The 18,014-nt window shown below is 30.2% G+C and carries 14 protein-coding genes; 6 read left to right on the forward strand and 8 right to left on the reverse strand.

The window, feature by feature from the left end:
* Positions 1-6 precede the first annotated feature (6 nt).
* The 7 genes from O9267_RS05470 to O9267_RS05500 form a co-directional block, all read right to left on the reverse strand.
* Positions 7-1,065, reverse strand: a complete 1,059-nt coding sequence (locus O9267_RS05470; protein WP_298176947.1) for a DUF389 domain-containing protein — start codon at positions 1,063-1,065, stop codon at positions 7-9.
* A 241-nt stretch (positions 1,066-1,306) separates the two neighbouring features.
* The gene (locus O9267_RS05475; protein WP_298176949.1) at positions 1,307-1,630 is read right to left on the reverse strand and encodes a hypothetical protein; all 324 of its coding nucleotides are present in this window, start codon (positions 1,628-1,630) and stop codon (positions 1,307-1,309) included.
* 114 nt (positions 1,631-1,744) lie between these two features.
* The gene (locus tag O9267_RS05480; protein WP_298176951.1) at positions 1,745-2,803 is read right to left on the reverse strand and encodes a porin; all 1,059 of its coding nucleotides are present in this window, start codon (positions 2,801-2,803) and stop codon (positions 1,745-1,747) included.
* Positions 2,804-2,815: 12 nt separating this feature from the next.
* Positions 2,816-4,753, reverse strand: a complete 1,938-nt coding sequence (locus O9267_RS05485; protein ID WP_298176954.1) for a KUP/HAK/KT family potassium transporter — start codon at positions 4,751-4,753, stop codon at positions 2,816-2,818.
* Positions 4,754-4,854: 101 nt separating this feature from the next.
* Entirely contained in the window at positions 4,855-5,541 is a 687-nt protein-coding gene (locus O9267_RS05490) for a response regulator transcription factor (RefSeq protein WP_298176956.1), read from the reverse strand.
* On the reverse strand, positions 5,534-6,643 hold the full coding sequence (locus O9267_RS05495) for an ATP-binding protein (RefSeq protein ID WP_298176959.1): 1,110 nt from the start codon (positions 6,641-6,643) through the stop codon (positions 5,534-5,536). Before O9267_RS05495 ends, O9267_RS05490 begins: the two co-directional genes overlap by 8 nt.
* An 85-nt stretch (positions 6,644-6,728) precedes the next feature.
* Positions 6,729-7,475 carry an NUDIX domain-containing protein gene (locus O9267_RS05500; RefSeq protein WP_298176961.1) on the reverse strand — a complete coding sequence of 249 codons (747 nt, stop codon included), beginning with the start codon at positions 7,473-7,475 and terminating at the stop codon, positions 6,729-6,731.
* A 156-nt stretch (positions 7,476-7,631) separates the two neighbouring features.
* Between O9267_RS05500 and panB the strand changes: the two genes are divergently transcribed.
* The 6 genes from panB to O9267_RS05530 all read left to right on the forward strand — a co-directional run bounded on the left by panB (position 7,632) and on the right by O9267_RS05530 (position 16,385).
* Positions 7,632-8,450: a 3-methyl-2-oxobutanoate hydroxymethyltransferase gene (panB, locus tag O9267_RS05505; protein WP_298176962.1), complete on the forward strand. Its 819-nt coding sequence runs from the start codon at positions 7,632-7,634 to the stop codon at positions 8,448-8,450.
* A gap of 33 nt (positions 8,451-8,483) precedes the next feature.
* Positions 8,484-9,179 (forward strand): RluA family pseudouridine synthase, encoded by a 696-nt coding sequence (locus tag O9267_RS05510; protein ID WP_298176963.1) that lies wholly within the window; start codon positions 8,484-8,486, stop codon positions 9,177-9,179.
* Positions 9,180-9,267: 88 nt separating this feature from the next.
* Positions 9,268-10,647 carry a hypothetical protein gene (locus O9267_RS05515; protein ID WP_298176966.1) on the forward strand — a complete coding sequence of 460 codons (1,380 nt, stop codon included), beginning with the start codon at positions 9,268-9,270 and terminating at the stop codon, positions 10,645-10,647.
* Positions 10,648-10,674: 27 nt separating this feature from the next.
* Positions 10,675-11,460, forward strand: a complete 786-nt coding sequence (locus tag O9267_RS05520; protein ID WP_298176968.1) for a hypothetical protein — start codon at positions 10,675-10,677, stop codon at positions 11,458-11,460.
* 69 nt (positions 11,461-11,529) lie between these two features.
* The gene (locus tag O9267_RS05525) at positions 11,530-15,492 is read left to right on the forward strand and encodes a PAS domain S-box protein (protein ID WP_298176970.1); all 3,963 of its coding nucleotides are present in this window, start codon (positions 11,530-11,532) and stop codon (positions 15,490-15,492) included.
* A 35-nt stretch (positions 15,493-15,527) separates the two neighbouring features.
* Positions 15,528-16,385 (forward strand): neutral zinc metallopeptidase, encoded by an 858-nt coding sequence (locus O9267_RS05530; protein WP_298176972.1) that lies wholly within the window; start codon positions 15,528-15,530, stop codon positions 16,383-16,385.
* Between the two features lie 59 nt (positions 16,386-16,444).
* On the opposite strand, the gene O9267_RS05535 is transcribed toward O9267_RS05530, so the two are convergent.
* Positions 16,445-17,980 carry a YifB family Mg chelatase-like AAA ATPase gene (locus tag O9267_RS05535; protein ID WP_298176974.1) on the reverse strand — a complete coding sequence of 512 codons (1,536 nt, stop codon included), beginning with the start codon at positions 17,978-17,980 and terminating at the stop codon, positions 16,445-16,447.
* Positions 17,981-18,014: the final 34 nt, after the last annotated feature.

Raw genomic sequence — 18,014 nt, forward strand, 5'->3', positions numbered from 1 at the left:
TAAAAATTATCTAGCTTTCATTTTATTGATTTCATTTTTCAATAATTCGATTTCTGAATTTAATTTATCAAATTCTTTAAAATTGGTTTTTCCTGCTTCGATGGTTTGATATATCTTTAATTTTGAATCTTTCAAATCATATTTTGGAAGTTGTTTTTGAATTGAGTATTGAAGCGAATCATCATATCTTTCAACAATTACATCAACTTCAATTAATTTAGTTTTATTATTTATTTTGGTCTGAACAACATGGTATTTTGAATCAATTTCATTAGTTACAAATTGATTTGCTTTAGATGTAAAAATATTGGTCACTGCAAAATTATAGGCTAAATATACCGCAGGAATTATAGCAAGAAATATCAAAATCCCAAACCAACTATTTACATTTTTTACATTTTCCTTAGAATGTGGACTGAATTTCAAATATTTGACAATAATATAACTTCCAACACAGATAAAAAGTGCGTTGATAAAATAAGTGTAAAGTCCACCAACAAAGTATTGCCATTGCAATGTAGCCAATCCAAAACTTGCTGTACATAATGGCGGTATACACGAAGTAGCAACAGCAACTCCAATTAAAACTTGCGTTCCGTTATGACGAGAAATGGCTATAAAACCAGCCATTCCGCCAATAAAAGCTAGTAAAACATCAAAAATAGTTGGATTTGAAAACGACAATAATTCATCTGTTGCAATGGCATAAGGCGTAATTAAGTAATAAATTGTTGCCACCAAAAGACTTATCAAAACAATTCTAATTGCATTTTGAATACTAACTTTCAACAAGTCTATATCAGAAACTCCTAATGAAAAACCTATTCCGAAAATTGGTCCCATAAGCGGCGAAATTATCATTGCACCAATGACAGCAGCTTTCGAATTAATATTTAAACCAATGCAAGAGATGAATATCGCAAAAGCAAGAAGCCAAAGGTTTTTTCCTTTAAAAACAACACCTTCTCTTACTTCTCTATCGGTTTCTAGTTCATCTTCCTGACTTCCTTTTAGATCAAAAAGGGAACGAAAATAACGTTTTATGATTTGAATTTTTGTACTCATTTTTCTTTTTAGAATGAAACGCTAATTTAGAATTAAAACTCAAAATTCAAGCTAGTTGTAAAAAAGAAATTTGAAAAATAGAAGATTATTATTAGACAACAGTTTTTATTAACTATGTATTACTAGTGTTACTAAAATTTTTGATAGTGTATTAATGTAGTCTCAAAGAGAAAAGAAATAGATTTTAAACACTTAGCACTTATATTTTGGTTGTGTCAATTGTTAATTTTCTTATTTGGAATTATTTAGAATTTTCTGAACTAGAATTAGGATAGCGATGTGCCGTAATATCAGAATTTAAATCTTGGTTTTCAACCATTTTTTTTCCAATTTCTTCTAATGCCAAACTTGGCTTAGTACTCAATCTTTTATCAGCAGTAGCCTGAACTACATTGTTGATATGGTCAATATTTCTGACTCTTTCAACAATTTTTTTAACTCCGTTTTTATCTACTTCCATTTCTGAATTCATAGCTGAAGCTGTGTTTTCATCATTTACAGGAATCAAATCAGTACTAATTTGTTTGTTATTGATTTTTTGGGAACCTAAATCTTGATTTTCCATAATTTTTTTATTTAAAAGATTACGGTAAAACTAAATTCAAATCTTCAAAAAAAATTATACAATTTTGAATTATTGTTTCAGAATTACGAGATTTAGCTCCTGAAAATTAATAACTTAAAACTCAAAACTCAAACTAGTTGTCAAAAAGAAATTGGAATTAACTACATCAGAACCTTTTGCAAACACTTCTTTCTTACTATCAAAGTAACGTGCTTCAGTTCTTAATTTTACTTTTGAATTAGGTATATAATCGAAGTTTAATGAAAATCCAAGTGTTTTAAACTCATCATTTGTGGCAATAATTACATTCTTTTCATCTTGGTAATATTCGGTTCTAAAAGCCGTTTGCCATTTTGGGTTTATTACATATTGTGCAATGAAAACTGGACTTAACCAAGATTCTGATGTACTATTTTTTGAACTCAAATCTTGCAAACCATAATCAAAACCTGCAATAGTACGCCATTTATCATTCCATTTTTTATCAAAATATAAGTTACTGAAATAACGCATTGAATAATCAATTCCGTTGAATTCTTTTCCAACAAAAGTGCTCCAATTTAAAGTGGAATTTACTGATGATTTATAAACAATTTGAGTTCCAAATGAAGGCGCAACATCTTTTTGAGGTTTGTTGATTCGTTGCCAACCATTAGTCAATAATGCAGCAAAATTCCATTTGTCTGATGGTTTGTAATTGTACTTTACACCTGTCATAAAATAAGGCGAATTTTCAGCTAAAATTGAACGTGTTAAGGTTAAATTAGTCGCAGTTGTTGAAGATTCAAATCCTAAATAACTTGGTAAAATTCCAACTTCTATAGATTGTTTTTTTGATCTATCAAGATACAAACCAACATAGGCTTCGTTTAGATATTTTATCTTTTCATTAGCATAATTATCATCAACATAAGTTCCTGATTGTAATGACAATACAGCATAAGCATTTTCATATTCTACTTTTGCACGTAGTAATCCAATATTGATATTAAACTCATTATGACGATTGTAATTGTACATAAATGGCAATTTTGAATCAGTTGTTGGTTGATTAAAATCATAGGAATAGTATGTTTCAACAAATCCTGAAAAAGTGGTTTTTAGTTCGCTTTTTTCTTGAGAAAATACTTGACTAAAAATAAGTAGCGCTAAAATTGTAAATGTGTTTTTCATAGTGCAATAATATTAATTTTTTCTGTTTAATTCTAGTTTTGTTGTTGGAGAATAAACCATTGGATATTCTTCAATTGCTACATCACTTTTGTCTAGTCCAAATGCTTTTTCGTCTGAAAGTGATAGCTTTTTAAGCCAGAAATAAGATGTTAAAAGCCAACCTTCTTTCAAAGCAAATTCGTTTTCAACAGAAATAAATTTCTCTATAATAACAAATTTAAAATCGGGTTCATTGTTATATTTAGTAGAACCATCAGGTCGAATATGCAAGTTCAACTCTTTTCGACTCACTAAATCTTGAACGATTTTCTTGAAATATAATTCTACTTTTGGTTGAATTCTGAAGCCAACGTTCAAAACTACTTTTATGACTTTATCATTTAACAATTCAACAACTTCATAATTTAATGTAAATGGCTCATTGGTTCTATTGATATGTAAAAACCAATATACATCAGCTCTCTTTGGCTTTTTTGCGAAAATAGATTTGATGATTTTCTCTTCAATTTCATAAATTTTATCTGCTTTTGATAAATAAATTAAATGAGTTGCATACTTCGGAATAGCATCGTCTTCACTCAATTCGTTTAACAAAGTAGTTTGTTCTTTTAGGTTGGTGAATTTCAAAAATCTATTGTTAATTTTTCTCGAATAATACCAAACATACATTACCATAAAAATGAATAGTTCGAAGAATAAAAACATCCATCTTTCTTTTATTTTAACCACATTGGCAATAAAAAACGACACTTCAATTATTGAGAAAATTACAAGAACAATTACCACCCAAGTCGTTTTCACTTTTTTGATGAAAATTAAATAATAAGATAATAAAACCGTAGTCATTAGCATAGCAACCGTTATAGAAAATCCGTAAGCAGCTTCCATATTGGATGAATTCTTGAAATATAAAATCATCAATACACAACCTATCCATAAAATAGTATTTACTGATGGAATGTAAATTTGACCTTTTAAATTGGTTGGATTTTTCAAGGCTACTCTTGGCCAAAAGTTTAATGATATTGCTTCATTAATCAATGTAAATGAACCACTTATTAATGCTTGAGAAGCAATAATTGTAGCCATTGTAGCGATAATAATTCCGATGATTAAAAACCATTGTGGCATAATAGCATAAAACGGATTTTGACCATTTAAAAATTCATTTCCTTGACTCATCAGCCATGCACCTTGACCTAAATAATTAAAAACCAAGGCGATTTTTACAAATATCCAAGTGATTCTAATATTAGTTTTTCCACAATGTCCTAAATCAGAATATAAGGCTTCAGCACCAGTTGTACATAAAAAAACGGCACCCAAAAGCCAAAACCCTTTTGGATATTGTGTCAGTAATTCATAACCATACATAGGATTTAATGCTTTCAATATTTCAATATGCTGAACAATTTGAGAAACTCCTAAAACCAACAACATCGTAAACCAAGCCACCATTATTGGTCCAAAAACGCTACCTACTTTTTGTGTTCCAAAGCGTTGAAACAGAAAAATTCCTGATAATATGGCAATTACAATTGGAATCGTTGGCAAATTAGGTACAATAGCTTCCAAACCTTCAACAGCTGACGCTACAGAAATTGGCGGCGTAATAATTCCATCTGCCAAAAGACATGTTGCGCCAAGAATAGTTGGAATTACTAATTTTCCCTTTCCGAATCGTTTTACCAAAGCATAGAGTGAAAAAACACCGCCTTCGCCATGATTATCGGCAGAAAGTGTGAGAAAAATATATTTGAATGTAGTTTGAAAAGTTAATGTCCAAAACACACATGAAATAGCGCCATAAACTAACAATTCATTTATCGGTCGGTCACCAATTATCGCTTTCATTACATACAAAGGTGATGTTCCAATATCACCATAAATTATTCCTAATGCTACCAATAATGTAGCCGCTGTTACTTTTTGTTTTACGGATATATTCATTTTATTTAGTTTAAATTATTTTTAAATAGGACAAAAGATTCCCTGATTGTTATGTTTTCACATACAATTCATGGTATTATTAATAAATTTTTAGATTTTAATTAACTGGTATTGAACCTATAACCTACTCCAGATTCGGTTATGATATATTTTGGACGGTTGGGATCTTCTTCGATTTTTTTTCGCAATTGAGCCACAAAAACTCTTAAATATTGAGTTTGTTCAGAATAACTTTGTCCCCAAATTTCTTTTAGTATATATTGATGTGTTAAAACACGTCCGTCGTTTTTGAATAATAAAATTAGAAGAGCATATTCTGTTGCGGTCAGTTTTAAAATTTCATTGTTTACTTTCACAATTCGTGAAGATAAATCAATAGAAACATTTCCGAATGAAGTGATTGGCTCAACATTTTGTATAGTATTTTTGCGTAAAGCAGTTCTCATTCTAGCTAATAATTCTTGTGTTCTGAAAGGTTTTGTTAAGTAATCATTAGCACCATTATCTAAAGCTCTTACAATTTCTTCTTCGGCGCTTTTTACAGTTAAAATGATTATTGGATTTTGAAACCATTCGCGCAATTTTACTAAAACCTCTTGTCCGTCTTCATCGGGTAAACCCAAATCTAACAAAATCAAGTCAGGTTGGTGACTTGCTGCCATGGTAATGCCTTCTTTTCCGTTTTCAGCAAAATTTACTCTATAGTTGTTAGCTTCCAAAGAAATTTCTAATAATTTTCTTATTTGAATTTCATCATCAATTACCAATATGGAATATCCGTTATTCATTTTTTAAAGAATTAATTGGCAAACAATCTACCGAAAAACTCAACTCAAAAGTTGCGCCGCCGTTTTCATTATTTCTTAAATTTATTGTTCCGTTTTGAGCCTCAACAAATCCTTTTACAATTGACAAACCTAAACCTGTTCCGCCTGTTTTAGAGTTTTTAAATCTGTAAAACTTATCGAAAGCTCTGTCAATTTCATCAGAAGGAAAACCATAACCATCATCTGAAATTGTAATTATACATTTTTTTATCAAATCAATATGACTATCAAAATCTACATCAACATCATATTTAACTTGAATTTCAATTGTTGCTCCTTTTGGAGTGTGTTGCGAACAATTGTAAACTAAATTGTAAACAATTTGTTCCATCAAGCCATAATCAAGTTTGAAAAGCGGCAAATTTTCATCGATTAAATAGTTTATTTTGTGATCACTTGTTTCTTCTAAAAGTCGATTGCAAACATTATAAATAATCTCTTTTACATCGCACCAATCCAATTTTGGCTGGATATAACCCGATTCCAATCGAGACATATTCAGTAAATTTTCAACTTGATAGTTCAATTTCATGGATGCCTTTTCAATTTCATTATGCAATTTTTGTTGCGTTTCAGAAGATAAATTTACGTCTTTTTGTTGCAATGTATCTATCGAACCAAGAATGGCAGCAATTGGCGTTCTTAACTCGTGAGAAAGTGAATCAAGCAAAGTATTATATAATTTTAATGTACTTGCACGAGTTTCTTTAATATGAATTGCCTTTTGCATAATTCTAAATTTGTTGGTCAAAACCGCATTAATTAAAGCAATTATAAAAAACATGATTAGCAAAAAAGCATCTTCAGCACTATCAATGTGTAAAGTGTAGTATGGATTTATAAATAAATAATCCAATGCTAAAGCACTTAAAATAGCAGCTAATAAAACAGGTTTGATTTCAAGAAAAATGGCAAGAATTGAAACTAGAACTAAAAGAAGGTAACCTACAATTCGATAATCAATTTTATCCCTTACAAATAAACATAATAAGGAAAAAATTCCAACCGATAAAAAACTGATTAGATAAGGATTAACAGAACTCTTTTTAAATAACTTGTCCATTGTTATTAATTTTTGACAAAGTTACGGCGATAGTTATAAGTAAAAAATAGTATTCTGAATAGAAAGTATAAAGATTTTATAAAGATTACCAACCTTCATTCAAACCATTTTTTAAAGCATTCTGGTATTTTTCAATATCAAATCTATATAAATCAGGAGCTTTATGTGCTCCACCTTTTCTACTTTCGTCCAATTTTTCAAGAATATCATAGCGAAGCATTTTTCTATAAAAATTTCCCCTATTTAGTTTCTTGTCCAAAATTATTTCATACAGTTTTTGAAGTTCGGGCATTGTAAATTTTTCAGGTAACAAGTTAAGACCAATTGGCTTGTGATTCAATTCTTTACGAAGTCTTACTAATGCTTTATCAAAAATATTTCTGTGATCCATCATGAGTTCAGGCAAAGCATCAATCGATTTCCATTCACAAGCATCAGATGTGTCATCAATAATCAAATTAACTTTTGTATAATCAACCAAAGCGTAAAACCCAATTGAAACAAACCTTTGTTTATGCCATAAACTATCTGGTAAACCATCAAAAAAATATTCCGAACGATTTAAATCTCCAAAAACTCTAAACTGTTGCAAATAAATATTTTCTGCTCCAGTTCTATCCTTTAATATTCTATTTGCAGCTTCAATAAGATGCTCCTCTTTTTTTATATATCCACCAGGTAAAGCCCATAAAGCTGTTTCTTTCATTTTTACAAGTAAGACTTTTAGTGAACTTTTATCAAACCCAAATACAACTGAATCTATTGATAGATTTGGAATATAGATTTCCCAAGCAATATCTGATTTTTCTTGTAATATTTTAACTAATTCCATAAGATAATATTGAGACAAAATTACAAAATCTGATTTCAAATTAACGCTTTTATCAATATTAGAATATAAAATAGGTTATAAAATTTAGTTTACTAATCGATTTTACTACTTTTACACCTTTAAAAATTACTATTTTAAATCTAAAATATACTATTCATGTCAGTAGCAAAAAAAGATTATAAAAGAATTACAACCAAATCATTAATTGAAATGAAAGCCAATGGCGAAAAAATCTCAATGCTAACTGCTTATGATTTTACCATGGCAAAAATTGTTGATACTGCTGGTGTTGATGTAATTCTTGTTGGTGATTCGGCAAGTAATGTTATGGCTGGTCATGAAACAACTTTACCGATAACACTTGACCAAATGATTTATCACGCATCAGGTGTTGTTCGTGCTATAGAAAGAGCTTTGGTAGTGGTAGATTTGCCTTTTGGTAGCTACCAATCAGATTCAAAAGAAGCGTTACGTTCTTCTATCAGAATTATGAAAGAAAGCGGCGGACATGCAGTTAAATTGGAAGGTGGAAGTGAAATAAAAGATTCAATCAAAAAAATATTAAACGCCGGAATTCCTGTAATGGGACATTTAGGCTTAACTCCTCAATCTATATACAAATTCGGAACTTATACGGTTCGTGCAAAAGAAGATGCTGAAGCAGAAAAACTTTTAGAGGATGCCAAATTACTAGAAAAATTAGGTTGCTTTGCTTTGGTATTAGAAAAAATTCCTGCACATTTAGCCGAAGAAGTTGCCAAAAGTATTTCAATTCCTGTAATAGGAATAGGCGCTGGAGGCGGTGTTGACGGACAAGTATTAGTAATTCATGATATGCTAGGAATGAACAACGAATTTAGTCCACGATTTTTACGTCGCTATTTAGATTTATATGATCAAATGACCAAAGCAATCGGAAGTTATGTTGCAGATGTAAAAAGTCAAGATTTTCCTAATGCGAATGAACAATACTAGTAATTAGTGAATAGTAATTAGTAAATAGTAATTTTGGCAGAAAAAATCGTTTCCAACAAATCCAATCTTCAAATTCTTCATGAAGACAATCATATTATTGTGATTAATAAACGTGTTGGAGATATTGTGCAAGGCGATAAAACGGGTGACAAACCACTTTCAGAAATTGTAAAAGAATATATCAAAGATAAATATAACAAACCTGGTGATGTCTTTTTGGGTGTTGTTCATAGATTAGATAGACCAACAACTGGAATTGTTGTTTTTGCCAGAACAAGTAAAGCTCTTGAACGTTTAAACAAAATGTTTAGTGAACGAGAAACTCAAAAAACCTATTGGGCAGTTGTCAAAAACAAACCACCTAAGACGGAAGATAAGCTTGTTCATTTTCTAAAAAGAAATGAAAAAAACAATACTTCAAAAGCACATTCAAAAGAAGTTCCTGAAAGTAAAATAGCTTCTTTAGATTATCAAATAATTAAGGAACTAAATAATTATTTTGTTTTAGAAATTAATCTCCATACAGGTCGTCATCATCAAATTCGTGCTCAACTTCAAGCCATTGGTTGTCCCATAAAAGGCGACTTAAAATATGGATTTGACAGAAGCAATCCTGATGGCGGAATTCATCTTCATGCAAGAAAATTAGCATTCGTTCATCCAGTTTCAAAAGAAAATATTGAAATTATTGCACCAACTCCTTCCGATAGTATTTGGAAATCAATTTAATTTAACTTAGTTTTACTACAATTCTATTTACTAGTAGCAAAAGCCTAGTATTTAATAATAAAATAAACAGTAACCAATTATAATATATATGAAAAAAATTCTTTTTATTTCACTCGTTTTTATAGGTTTCAACTCTTATTCTCAAGAGCATTTTACAGGTTTAACTACTTCAAGCAGAGGCGGTTTGTTAGCTGGCGCAATGAATCCTGCTGAGTTTGCTAATGCAAATAAAAAAATTGAAGTTAACTTATATGGACTTAGCGTTAATGGTTCTAATAACAAAATTGGTTTTGAAGACATTATTTCTGGGAAAAATCTTGAAACAATACTTTTTGCACCTGGCGAAGCTGTAAATGCAAGATTAGATGCTGAAGTCTATGGTCCTAGTGTTGGTGTAAAACTTTTTGGCTGGGGATTTGGAGTTTCAACAAAAGTAAACGGGAAACTAAATGTTGTTGATGTTGATGCGAATCTCGGAGAAGCGCTGATAAATGATGTTATTTCAAATGGCTTAAGCACAACGATTAACTATCCAAATAATCAGAGAGTTGTGGGTACAACTTGGGGTGAAGTTGGTCTTTCAATAGCAAGAACAATTATAGATACTGACAAAAACAAATTTAGTGTTGGTGCTACTTTCAAGTTAATGTTTCCAGGTTCTTATTCAAATGTTGGTCTATCAGCTTTTAAAGGAACTGTTAGCAAGGTTGGAACTGATGTCTATTTAAACAATGCTACAGCTGGACTAAACATTGCCTATTCTGGAAATTTGGCTAACAGTTTTACAGATTTTAGCGATTACTCAAAATCTATTTTTGGAGGTTTAAATGGTTTTGTTGGAGATATTGGAGTTAGTTACCAAAGAAAAGACAAAAGTATTCTTGATGTTGTGAAAAATAGAAATAAATACAAATTAAGCATTGGAGCATCAATCAAAAATATAGGTTCAATGACTTTTAAAGACGATAATAATTATAACACAAATTATCAATTGAATATTCAATCCACTATTGCAAATCCAAACGGGTTGAATTTAGCTGATCTTCAAAGTGTAGATAATCTTACCCAAATTGAAACAATTTTAAAAGACAAAGGTTATTTGGCAAACAGTGCTAACAAAACTGACTTTGTTGTAAAACTTCCAACAACATTGGTCGCATATGCCGATTTAAAATTAATTTCTAAACTTTATATTTCTGGTTACATTCAGCAAAAACTTTCTGATGATTCTAATAATGACCAAATTACAGCGCAAGATTATATAACAATTACACCTCGAATTAACTTAGGTTTTTTTGAAGCTTATGTTCCATTATCTGATAGCGAAATATCTGGTTTTAATGCAGGTTTTGGTTTTAGACTTGGCGGTTTTTACTTAGGTTCGGGTTCTGCAATTACCTCGTTATTAGACCAAAAAAACAGTAAACAAGCTGATATTTATACAGGATTCCGTTGGGGATTTTTGTAAAAACAACTAAACAACAACAAACAAAACATGGAAAACAATTATAATAAGGTTGCAAAAGTTGCAAACGAAGGATATGAATTAGATTTTGGATTGGTTTTTGAAAAATCTTTTGACAACTTCAAAAAAATATGGGGAATTGCTGGAGTTTCATTTTTACTAGTTGGAATTGTACTTTTAGTAGTGATGTTTAGTGTTGCTGGAATATTTGTTGGATTCACTGATTTTACAAATCTTTTAACTGATTTGAATCCGCAATTTATGACAAGCTCTGCTATAATTGGTTTAATAGTAGGCTCTATAATTTTTGCTGGTTTGTTCAGTCCAATTAATGCTGGATTTATAAAAATGGCTTATTTAGCCGATACCAATCAACCATTTGGGATAAACACAATTTTTGATTATTTCAAAACAAGCCATTTTAAAGAATTGTTTATTTCTGCATCTGCAATAACACTAATAGGTTCAGGCTTGGGTTATGTTTTGGAATATTACAAGGTAATTTTTGTTGGAAATTTTATTTCAATTTTAGTTTCTTTTTTCACAATTCTAACAATTCCATTAATCATTTTTTCTGATTTAAAAGCATTCGAAGCAATTACTATGAGTGTCAAATTAGTTGCTAAACGTCCATTTATATTGTTAGCTCTATTTATTGTTGCATTTCTATTCGTGTCACTAGGAATTTTTGCATTTTGTATTGGAATATTATTTACAATTCCATTTATGTTTTCGTTGTATTATGTAATTTATAAAAATATAATTCCAATTGAAAACACTGACGAATTAGATGAAATTGGGATATCAAAAGATTAAATGAATTATATTTTTCAAATAACATCCAGTATATACTTACTCTTTAATCCAATTAAAGTGCAATTGCTCGTGAACTACTCACAAAAAAAATTATTCCTTTATCTTTCTAATGGATGGATGTTTCTGGCCGTTCTAATTTTATTATTGTACTTTATCTATATAGTAATAAGCAAAACCAAAAAAATTCAAATAAAATTTGACGAAAATTTTTCACAATTTGAACCAAAAGAACAATTGTACAATATGCTTTTGGTTTTTCTGGGAATAGTTATTCCTCTTATTGAACTTATTAATAAGATTTTCAATATTCCTATAACCGATTTTTTTGTTGAAAAAAGTCTTTTTGGAACCATATTAATTATTCTCTATATAATAAATACTCGTACTAACATCCTAAAAAAACATTTCTCTTATACTTTCATTATTCTATATTTAACATATATCAGTTTTTCATTCTACCGAGTAATTTTTTATGAATTTGAATTTCCAATATTTCTAGAACTTACTATCGGATTTTCAATTTCATATAATGTTTTAAAAAGTTTTGTTCAATATTGGGTATTTTCAGTTATTGTAATGCTTTTTACAATTAGTTTGTACAATCAAAACTTAATGGATAATGATACTGTTGTTATTCTTTTTAATACTTTTTTAGCAATTACTGCTATTCAAATGGCAAGACATCTAGCTTTTGTTAATACCAAGCATAAATTTCAGTTTGCCAATCAAATAGTAAACAAAGGGAATTCTCTAACAATAGCTACCAACAAGATAGGCGAAGTTACTTTTTGTAGTGATCAAATAATTGATTTTTTAGGGTATAAACCTGATGAAGTTCTTGGTATGAAATTTTGGGAATTAACCGAAGACCCAGAATTTATTGGAGAAGCCTACCACACTAACTATACTGACAATAGGCTTTATGTCAGACGTTTAAAATGCAAAAGCGGAGAATTTAAATACATTCAATGGAAAGACAAGAAATTTTCTGAAGATTTAACAATCGGAATTGGTCAAGATGTAACGGAGCAAATAACGATTCAAAATCAGTATAAAAATTTAGTTGAAAATGCAGCCGATTTAATTTATGAATTAGATAAAAACGGAAACTATACATTCATAAATAAATATTCAGAAAAGATAATGGGTTATTCTGCTTCAGAATTATACCAACTATATTTTACTGAATTAATTAGATCAGATTTCCAGCAGAAAGTATTTGATTTTTACAGCAAGGTTAACAAAAAAACATTAAATTTCCCAACTCTAGAATTTCCTGTTGTCAATAAAAATGGTGCTATAATTTGGCTTTCTCAAAATGTGTCTTACAAGAAAAATGACTATGGGAAAATTATTGGATATACAGTTATTGCCAGAGATATAACACAAATAAGAGAAATTGAAGTTGAAAATTTAAGACGCGAGAAAAAAATAAAAAAATACAATGAAACAATTAAACAATTAACATTAAGTGATTTTAATGCTAAAAAAGATTTTGACTTATTTATAGAACATTTATTAAAAATTATTGCCCAAAATGTTGACATCGATAGAGTTAGCTATTGGATATATAATTTAGATGCAATAGTTTGTTCGAAAATGTATATAGCAAATCAAAACTCATACGAAAATGGATCCGTTTTATACAAAAAAGACTTTCCAAAATACTTTGAATCAATAGAAAACGAACATCAAATAGTAACCTCAGACATTCATAAATCTAAAGATTTCAATGAATTTCAAACTGTTTATTTCCAAAACAACAATATACATTCATTACTTGATACACCTATTTATATTAATGGAACATTAGTAGGTATTTTATGTTTTGAAACCTCTACCAAAAGAAAAAATTGGGATAATGAAGATATAAATTTTGCTAGAGCAATGTCGGATTTTATTGCAATTGCAATTGAAACAAACCAACGTATAATTGCTGAGAAAAAACTAGCCTATAAAAGTGATATGCTATCTGAAATAGCTAAAAATACCGAGCAATTTCTAATTAATAAAAATAATGACCAGATTTTTGAAGCTACTTTTAATTCTATAGGTAAAGTTCTTGGTGTAGATAGACTATCATTTTTTGAGAATGATACACTAAATCATAGTCTAAATCAAAAATATAGATGGATTAAAGAAACACAATCTTTAGCTGAAATTAACCCAATTCTAAAAACTGTTCCCCATACACTTTTAAACGACGTGTACGAACTTTTACATAATAATAAATATTATTTTAATTTAATTGATAAAATAAAAAATTTAGAATTAAAAAATTTATTATCGTCATTAGGAGTTAAATCAATATTATTTTTGCCAGTTTTTGTAAAAAATCAATTGTATGGAGTACTTACATTTGATGATTCAAGCCAAGAACGCATTTGGTCAGAAGATGAGATTAATATTTTACAAACACTTTCTAATAACATTTCGTTTGCAATTGATAGAAATATTAATGAGAACATTATTTCTGAAAGTGAAGAAAGATTCCGACTTATTGCCAATAATATTCCTGGAACTGTTTACTTAACCAAGTTTGATGAAAAATCGTCAAAAGTATATGTAAATGACGAAATTGAAAATTTAACAGGCTATTCAAAAATTGATTTCTTAGAAAATAAAATTTCCTTTTTTGAGCTTATTCATCCTGATCAGAAAGATGAAGTTTTTAACTATCAAAAAAACAATGTTATAAACAAAAAACCATTCCATTCGATATATCAAATAAAACAAAAAAACGGAAACTATATTTGGGTTGAAGAATTTGGTGATGTTATTTTAAAAGACAATGAGATTGATTACATAGGAGGAATTTACTTTGACATAACAAATAAAAAACTCACAGAAGATGCTCTAAAAGCTAAAGATTATGCTGAAGCAGCTAACAAAGCAAAATCAGATTTCTTGGCTAATATGAGTCATGAAATAAGAACACCTCTAAACGGGATTATTGGTTTTACCGACCTATTAAAAAACACAAATCTCGAAGATATTCAAAGAAAATACATGACTACCATCAATCAATCGGCTCAATCATTGATGGAAATTATTAACGATATTCTAGATTTCTCTAAAATAGAATCAGGAAAATTGGAACTAGAAATTACAGAATGTGATATTGTAGAACTTGCCGATCAAGTAATTAGCCTTATAAAATACCAGTCAAATCTAAAAAAATTAGACTTAAAACTTAACATTCATAAAAATGTTCCTAAATTTATTTATGCAGATTCAATAAGACTTAAACAAATAATTGTAAACTTATTAAGTAATGCCGTAAAATTTACTCAAACTGGTTATATCATATTAGAAATTGATGCTATTGAAAGCTTAAATACTAGTGAACACAAATTGCGTTTTTCAGTAAAAGATTCTGGAATTGGTATTAAAAAAGAATATTTTGACAAAATTTTTGATGCTTTTTCTCAAGGAGATAATTCTACCACAAGAAAGTTTGGAGGAACAGGATTAGGACTTACAATTTCAAATCAATTACTTGGATTAATGGGAAGTCATCTTCAACTAAATAGTAAGTACAAAGAAGGAAGTGAATTTTATTTTGATGTTATTTTCAAAACTACTGATTGCATAAATCTTATAGAAGATAAAATTGAATCAAATTTTAAAGAAATAATAAAACCAGATTTTGGACAAGAAAACATCAAAATTTTAATAGTTGAAGACAATAAAATAAATATGCTTTTGGCAAAAACATTGATTAAGCACATTATACCAAAAGCAACCGTTTATGAAGCCGTTGACGGAAAAGAAGCAATAGATAAGTTTTCAATTTTAAAACCAGATTTGATTTTGATGGACATTCAAATGCCAATAATGAATGGTTATGAAGCTACTATAGAAATTAGAAAAAAACCAACTGGAAAACATATTCCAATTATTGCATTAACAGCTGGCACAGTAATTGGTGAAAAAGAAAAATGTCTAGATGCTGGTATGAATGATTATGTTTCCAAACCTATTATAAAAGAAACACTTGAAAACATAGTCACTAAGTGGATAAAAAATTAAATAATAATTTGTTAATTTGTAAAAAATTATAAACTATGAAATGGATAGGAAATCGTAAAAGTGATAACGTTGAAGACCGTAGAGGAATGTCTGGTGGAGGAAAAGCTATTGTAGGAGGAGGTGTTCTTGGTATCATTATTCTATTAGTTAATATGTTCGGTGGAGAAAACGCCCAAATGCTCACTCCTATTTTAGAACAAATGAATCAAGGGCAGCAATCTGCTCCAACAGAAGAAAGAGCATTAACTCCAGAAGAAAAAGAAATTGGTGACTTTGCAAGTACCGTTTTTGCTTATACCGAAGATACTTGGGATAAAATCTTCAAAGAAAATGGAATGCAATACGAACAACCTAAAATGGTGTTATTTTCTGATGCTGTAGAAACTGCTTGCGGAAGTGCCACTGCTGCTTCTGGTCCTTTTTATTGCCCTGGCGACAAAAAAGTGTATATGGATTTACGTTTTTTTGAAGAATTAAAAACAAGATTTGGTGCCAAAGGTGGAGATTTTGCAATAGCTTATGTAATTGCGCATGAAGTTGGTCATCATATTCAAACTATATTAGGAACTTCAGGAAAAGTTCGTCAACTACAACAAGGAAAAAGTGAAGCTGAAGCCAATAAATTTTCGGTTGCATTAGAGCTTCAAGCAGATTTTTATGCTGGTGTTTGGGCAAAACACAATAGCCAATATCTTGAAGTAGGAGATTTAGAGGAAGCTATAAGTGCTGCACATGCAGTTGGTGATGATGCCATTCAAAGTAGAATGCAAGGTCATGTAGTTCCAGATTCTTTCACACATGGAACTTCAGAACAAAGAATCTACTGGTTTAAAAAAGGATTTCAAACTGGTGATATAGAACAAGGCGATACTTTTTCAGCATTGTTTGAATAATCTTTTTGTATTAATAAAAAAATTAGAAATCGTCTAGCTATAAAACTAGACGATTTTTTTTATCCCAACCAACCATCTCTATCCAAACTTCTATACTGAATTGCTTCGGCTATATGGTTAGGAACTACATTTTCTGATGCATCCAAATCGGCTATTGTTCTAGCTACTTTTAAAATTCTGTCGTAAGCTCTAGCAGACAAGTTTAATCTTTCCATAGCTGTTTTTAATAATTGCAAAGAAGCATCATCTAAAGCACAATATTCTCTTATTTGTTTTGAGCTCATTTGCGCATTATAATGTATATTATCAAATTCAGCAAAACGTCTCGTTTGAATTTCTCTTGCTCCTATAACTCGCTTACGAATCTCAACACTACTTTCGGCTTTTCTAGTTTCTGTCAATTTTTCAAATGGAACTGGTGTAACTTCAATGTGAATATCAATTCTGTCTAATAATGGACCTGAAATTTTTCCCATATAACGTTGCATTTCTGCTGGAGAAGATGTCAAAGGCGCATCAGGATTATTAAAAAAACCACTCGGACTCGGGTTCATACTTGCCACTAACATAAAAGATGAAGGATATGTTATAGTAAATTTTGCTCTTGCAATAGTAACTTCTCTATCTTCTAATGGTTGTCGCATTACTTCTAAAACTTCTCTTTTAAATTCTGGTAATTCATCAAGAAATAAAACGCCATTATGCGAAAGCGAAATCTCACCTGGTTGAGGATAACTTCCACCACCAACTAAAGAAACGGAGGAAGCTGTGTGATGTGGTGATCGAAAAGGTCGTTGACTCATCAAACCAGCATCTTTAATTTTTCCAGCAACTGAATGAATTTTGGTGGTTTCCAAAGCTTCTTTCAAAGTCATTGGTGGCAATATACTGGGCAAACGCTTTGCCAACATCGTTTTTCCTGAACCTGGCGGCCCAATCAAAATAATATTATGACCACCAGCAGCAGCAATTTCCATACAACGTTTGATGCTCTCCTGCCCTTTTACATCCGAAAAATCAAATTCGGGAAAGTCTAGTGTTTTATTAAATTCTTCACGAGTATCAATAATTGTTGGTTCAATCGTACCTTTTCCTTCAAAAAAATTGATGACTTCAGTCACATTTTCAATTCCGTAAACTTCCAATCCATCAACAATTGCGGCTTCCTTTACATTCTGTTTTGGCAGAAAAAAGCCTTTAAAACCCTCTTCTCTAGCTTTAATTGCAATAGACAACGCACCTTTTATTGGTTGCAAACCGCCATCTAATGACAATTCGCCCATAATGACATATTTTGCAACATCATCAGCTCGAATTTGACCAGAAGCAACGAGAATTCCAATTGCCAATGTCAAATCATAAGCAGAACCTTCTTTCCTCAAATCGGCAGGTGCCATATTGATGGTTATTTTTTTTCCGGGAAGTTGATAGTTGTTGTTTTTGAGTGCAGCAGCAATGCGGTAACTGCTTTCTTTGATGGCATTATCGGGTAAACCTACAAGATGGTACCCAACACCTTTATCAATATTTACTTCTACAGTGATTGTTGTGGCTTCAACGCCAAAGACGGCGCTACCGAATACTTTTACTAACATGGCTTATACTTTTTTAAATGGCTTATAATGATGC

This window comes from Flavobacterium sp. (assembly GCF_027531705.1).
Lineage (GTDB): Bacteria > Bacteroidota > Bacteroidia > Flavobacteriales > Flavobacteriaceae > Flavobacterium.

What these genes read in the sequence shown, in the direction of transcription:
- O9267_RS05530 (WP_298176972.1), top strand. Translation starts at nt 15,528, where the DNA reads ATGAAATGGATAGGAAATCGTAAAAGTGATAACGTTGAAGACCGTAGA.
- panB (WP_298176962.1), top strand. Translation starts at nt 7,632, where the DNA reads ATGTCAGTAGCAAAAAAAGATTATAAAAGAATTACAACCAAATCATTA.
- O9267_RS05490 (WP_298176956.1), bottom strand. Translation starts at nt 5,541, where the DNA reads ATGAATAACGGATATTCCATATTGGTAATTGATGATGAAATTCAAATA.
- O9267_RS05520 (WP_298176968.1), top strand. Translation starts at nt 10,675, where the DNA reads ATGGAAAACAATTATAATAAGGTTGCAAAAGTTGCAAACGAAGGATAT.
- O9267_RS05535 (WP_298176974.1), bottom strand. Translation starts at nt 17,980, where the DNA reads ATGTTAGTAAAAGTATTCGGTAGCGCCGTCTTTGGCGTTGAAGCCACA.
- O9267_RS05495 (WP_298176959.1), bottom strand. Translation starts at nt 6,643, where the DNA reads ATGGACAAGTTATTTAAAAAGAGTTCTGTTAATCCTTATCTAATCAGT.
- O9267_RS05480 (WP_298176951.1), bottom strand. Translation starts at nt 2,803, where the DNA reads ATGAAAAACACATTTACAATTTTAGCGCTACTTATTTTTAGTCAAGTA.
- O9267_RS05485 (WP_298176954.1), bottom strand. Translation starts at nt 4,753, where the DNA reads ATGAATATATCCGTAAAACAAAAAGTAACAGCGGCTACATTATTGGTA.
- O9267_RS05470 (WP_298176947.1), bottom strand. Translation starts at nt 1,065, where the DNA reads ATGAGTACAAAAATTCAAATCATAAAACGTTATTTTCGTTCCCTTTTT.
- O9267_RS05515 (WP_298176966.1), top strand. Translation starts at nt 9,268, where the DNA reads ATGAAAAAAATTCTTTTTATTTCACTCGTTTTTATAGGTTTCAACTCT.
- O9267_RS05500 (WP_298176961.1), bottom strand. Translation starts at nt 7,475, where the DNA reads ATGGAATTAGTTAAAATATTACAAGAAAAATCAGATATTGCTTGGGAA.
- O9267_RS05475 (WP_298176949.1), bottom strand. Translation starts at nt 1,630, where the DNA reads ATGGAAAATCAAGATTTAGGTTCCCAAAAAATCAATAACAAACAAATT.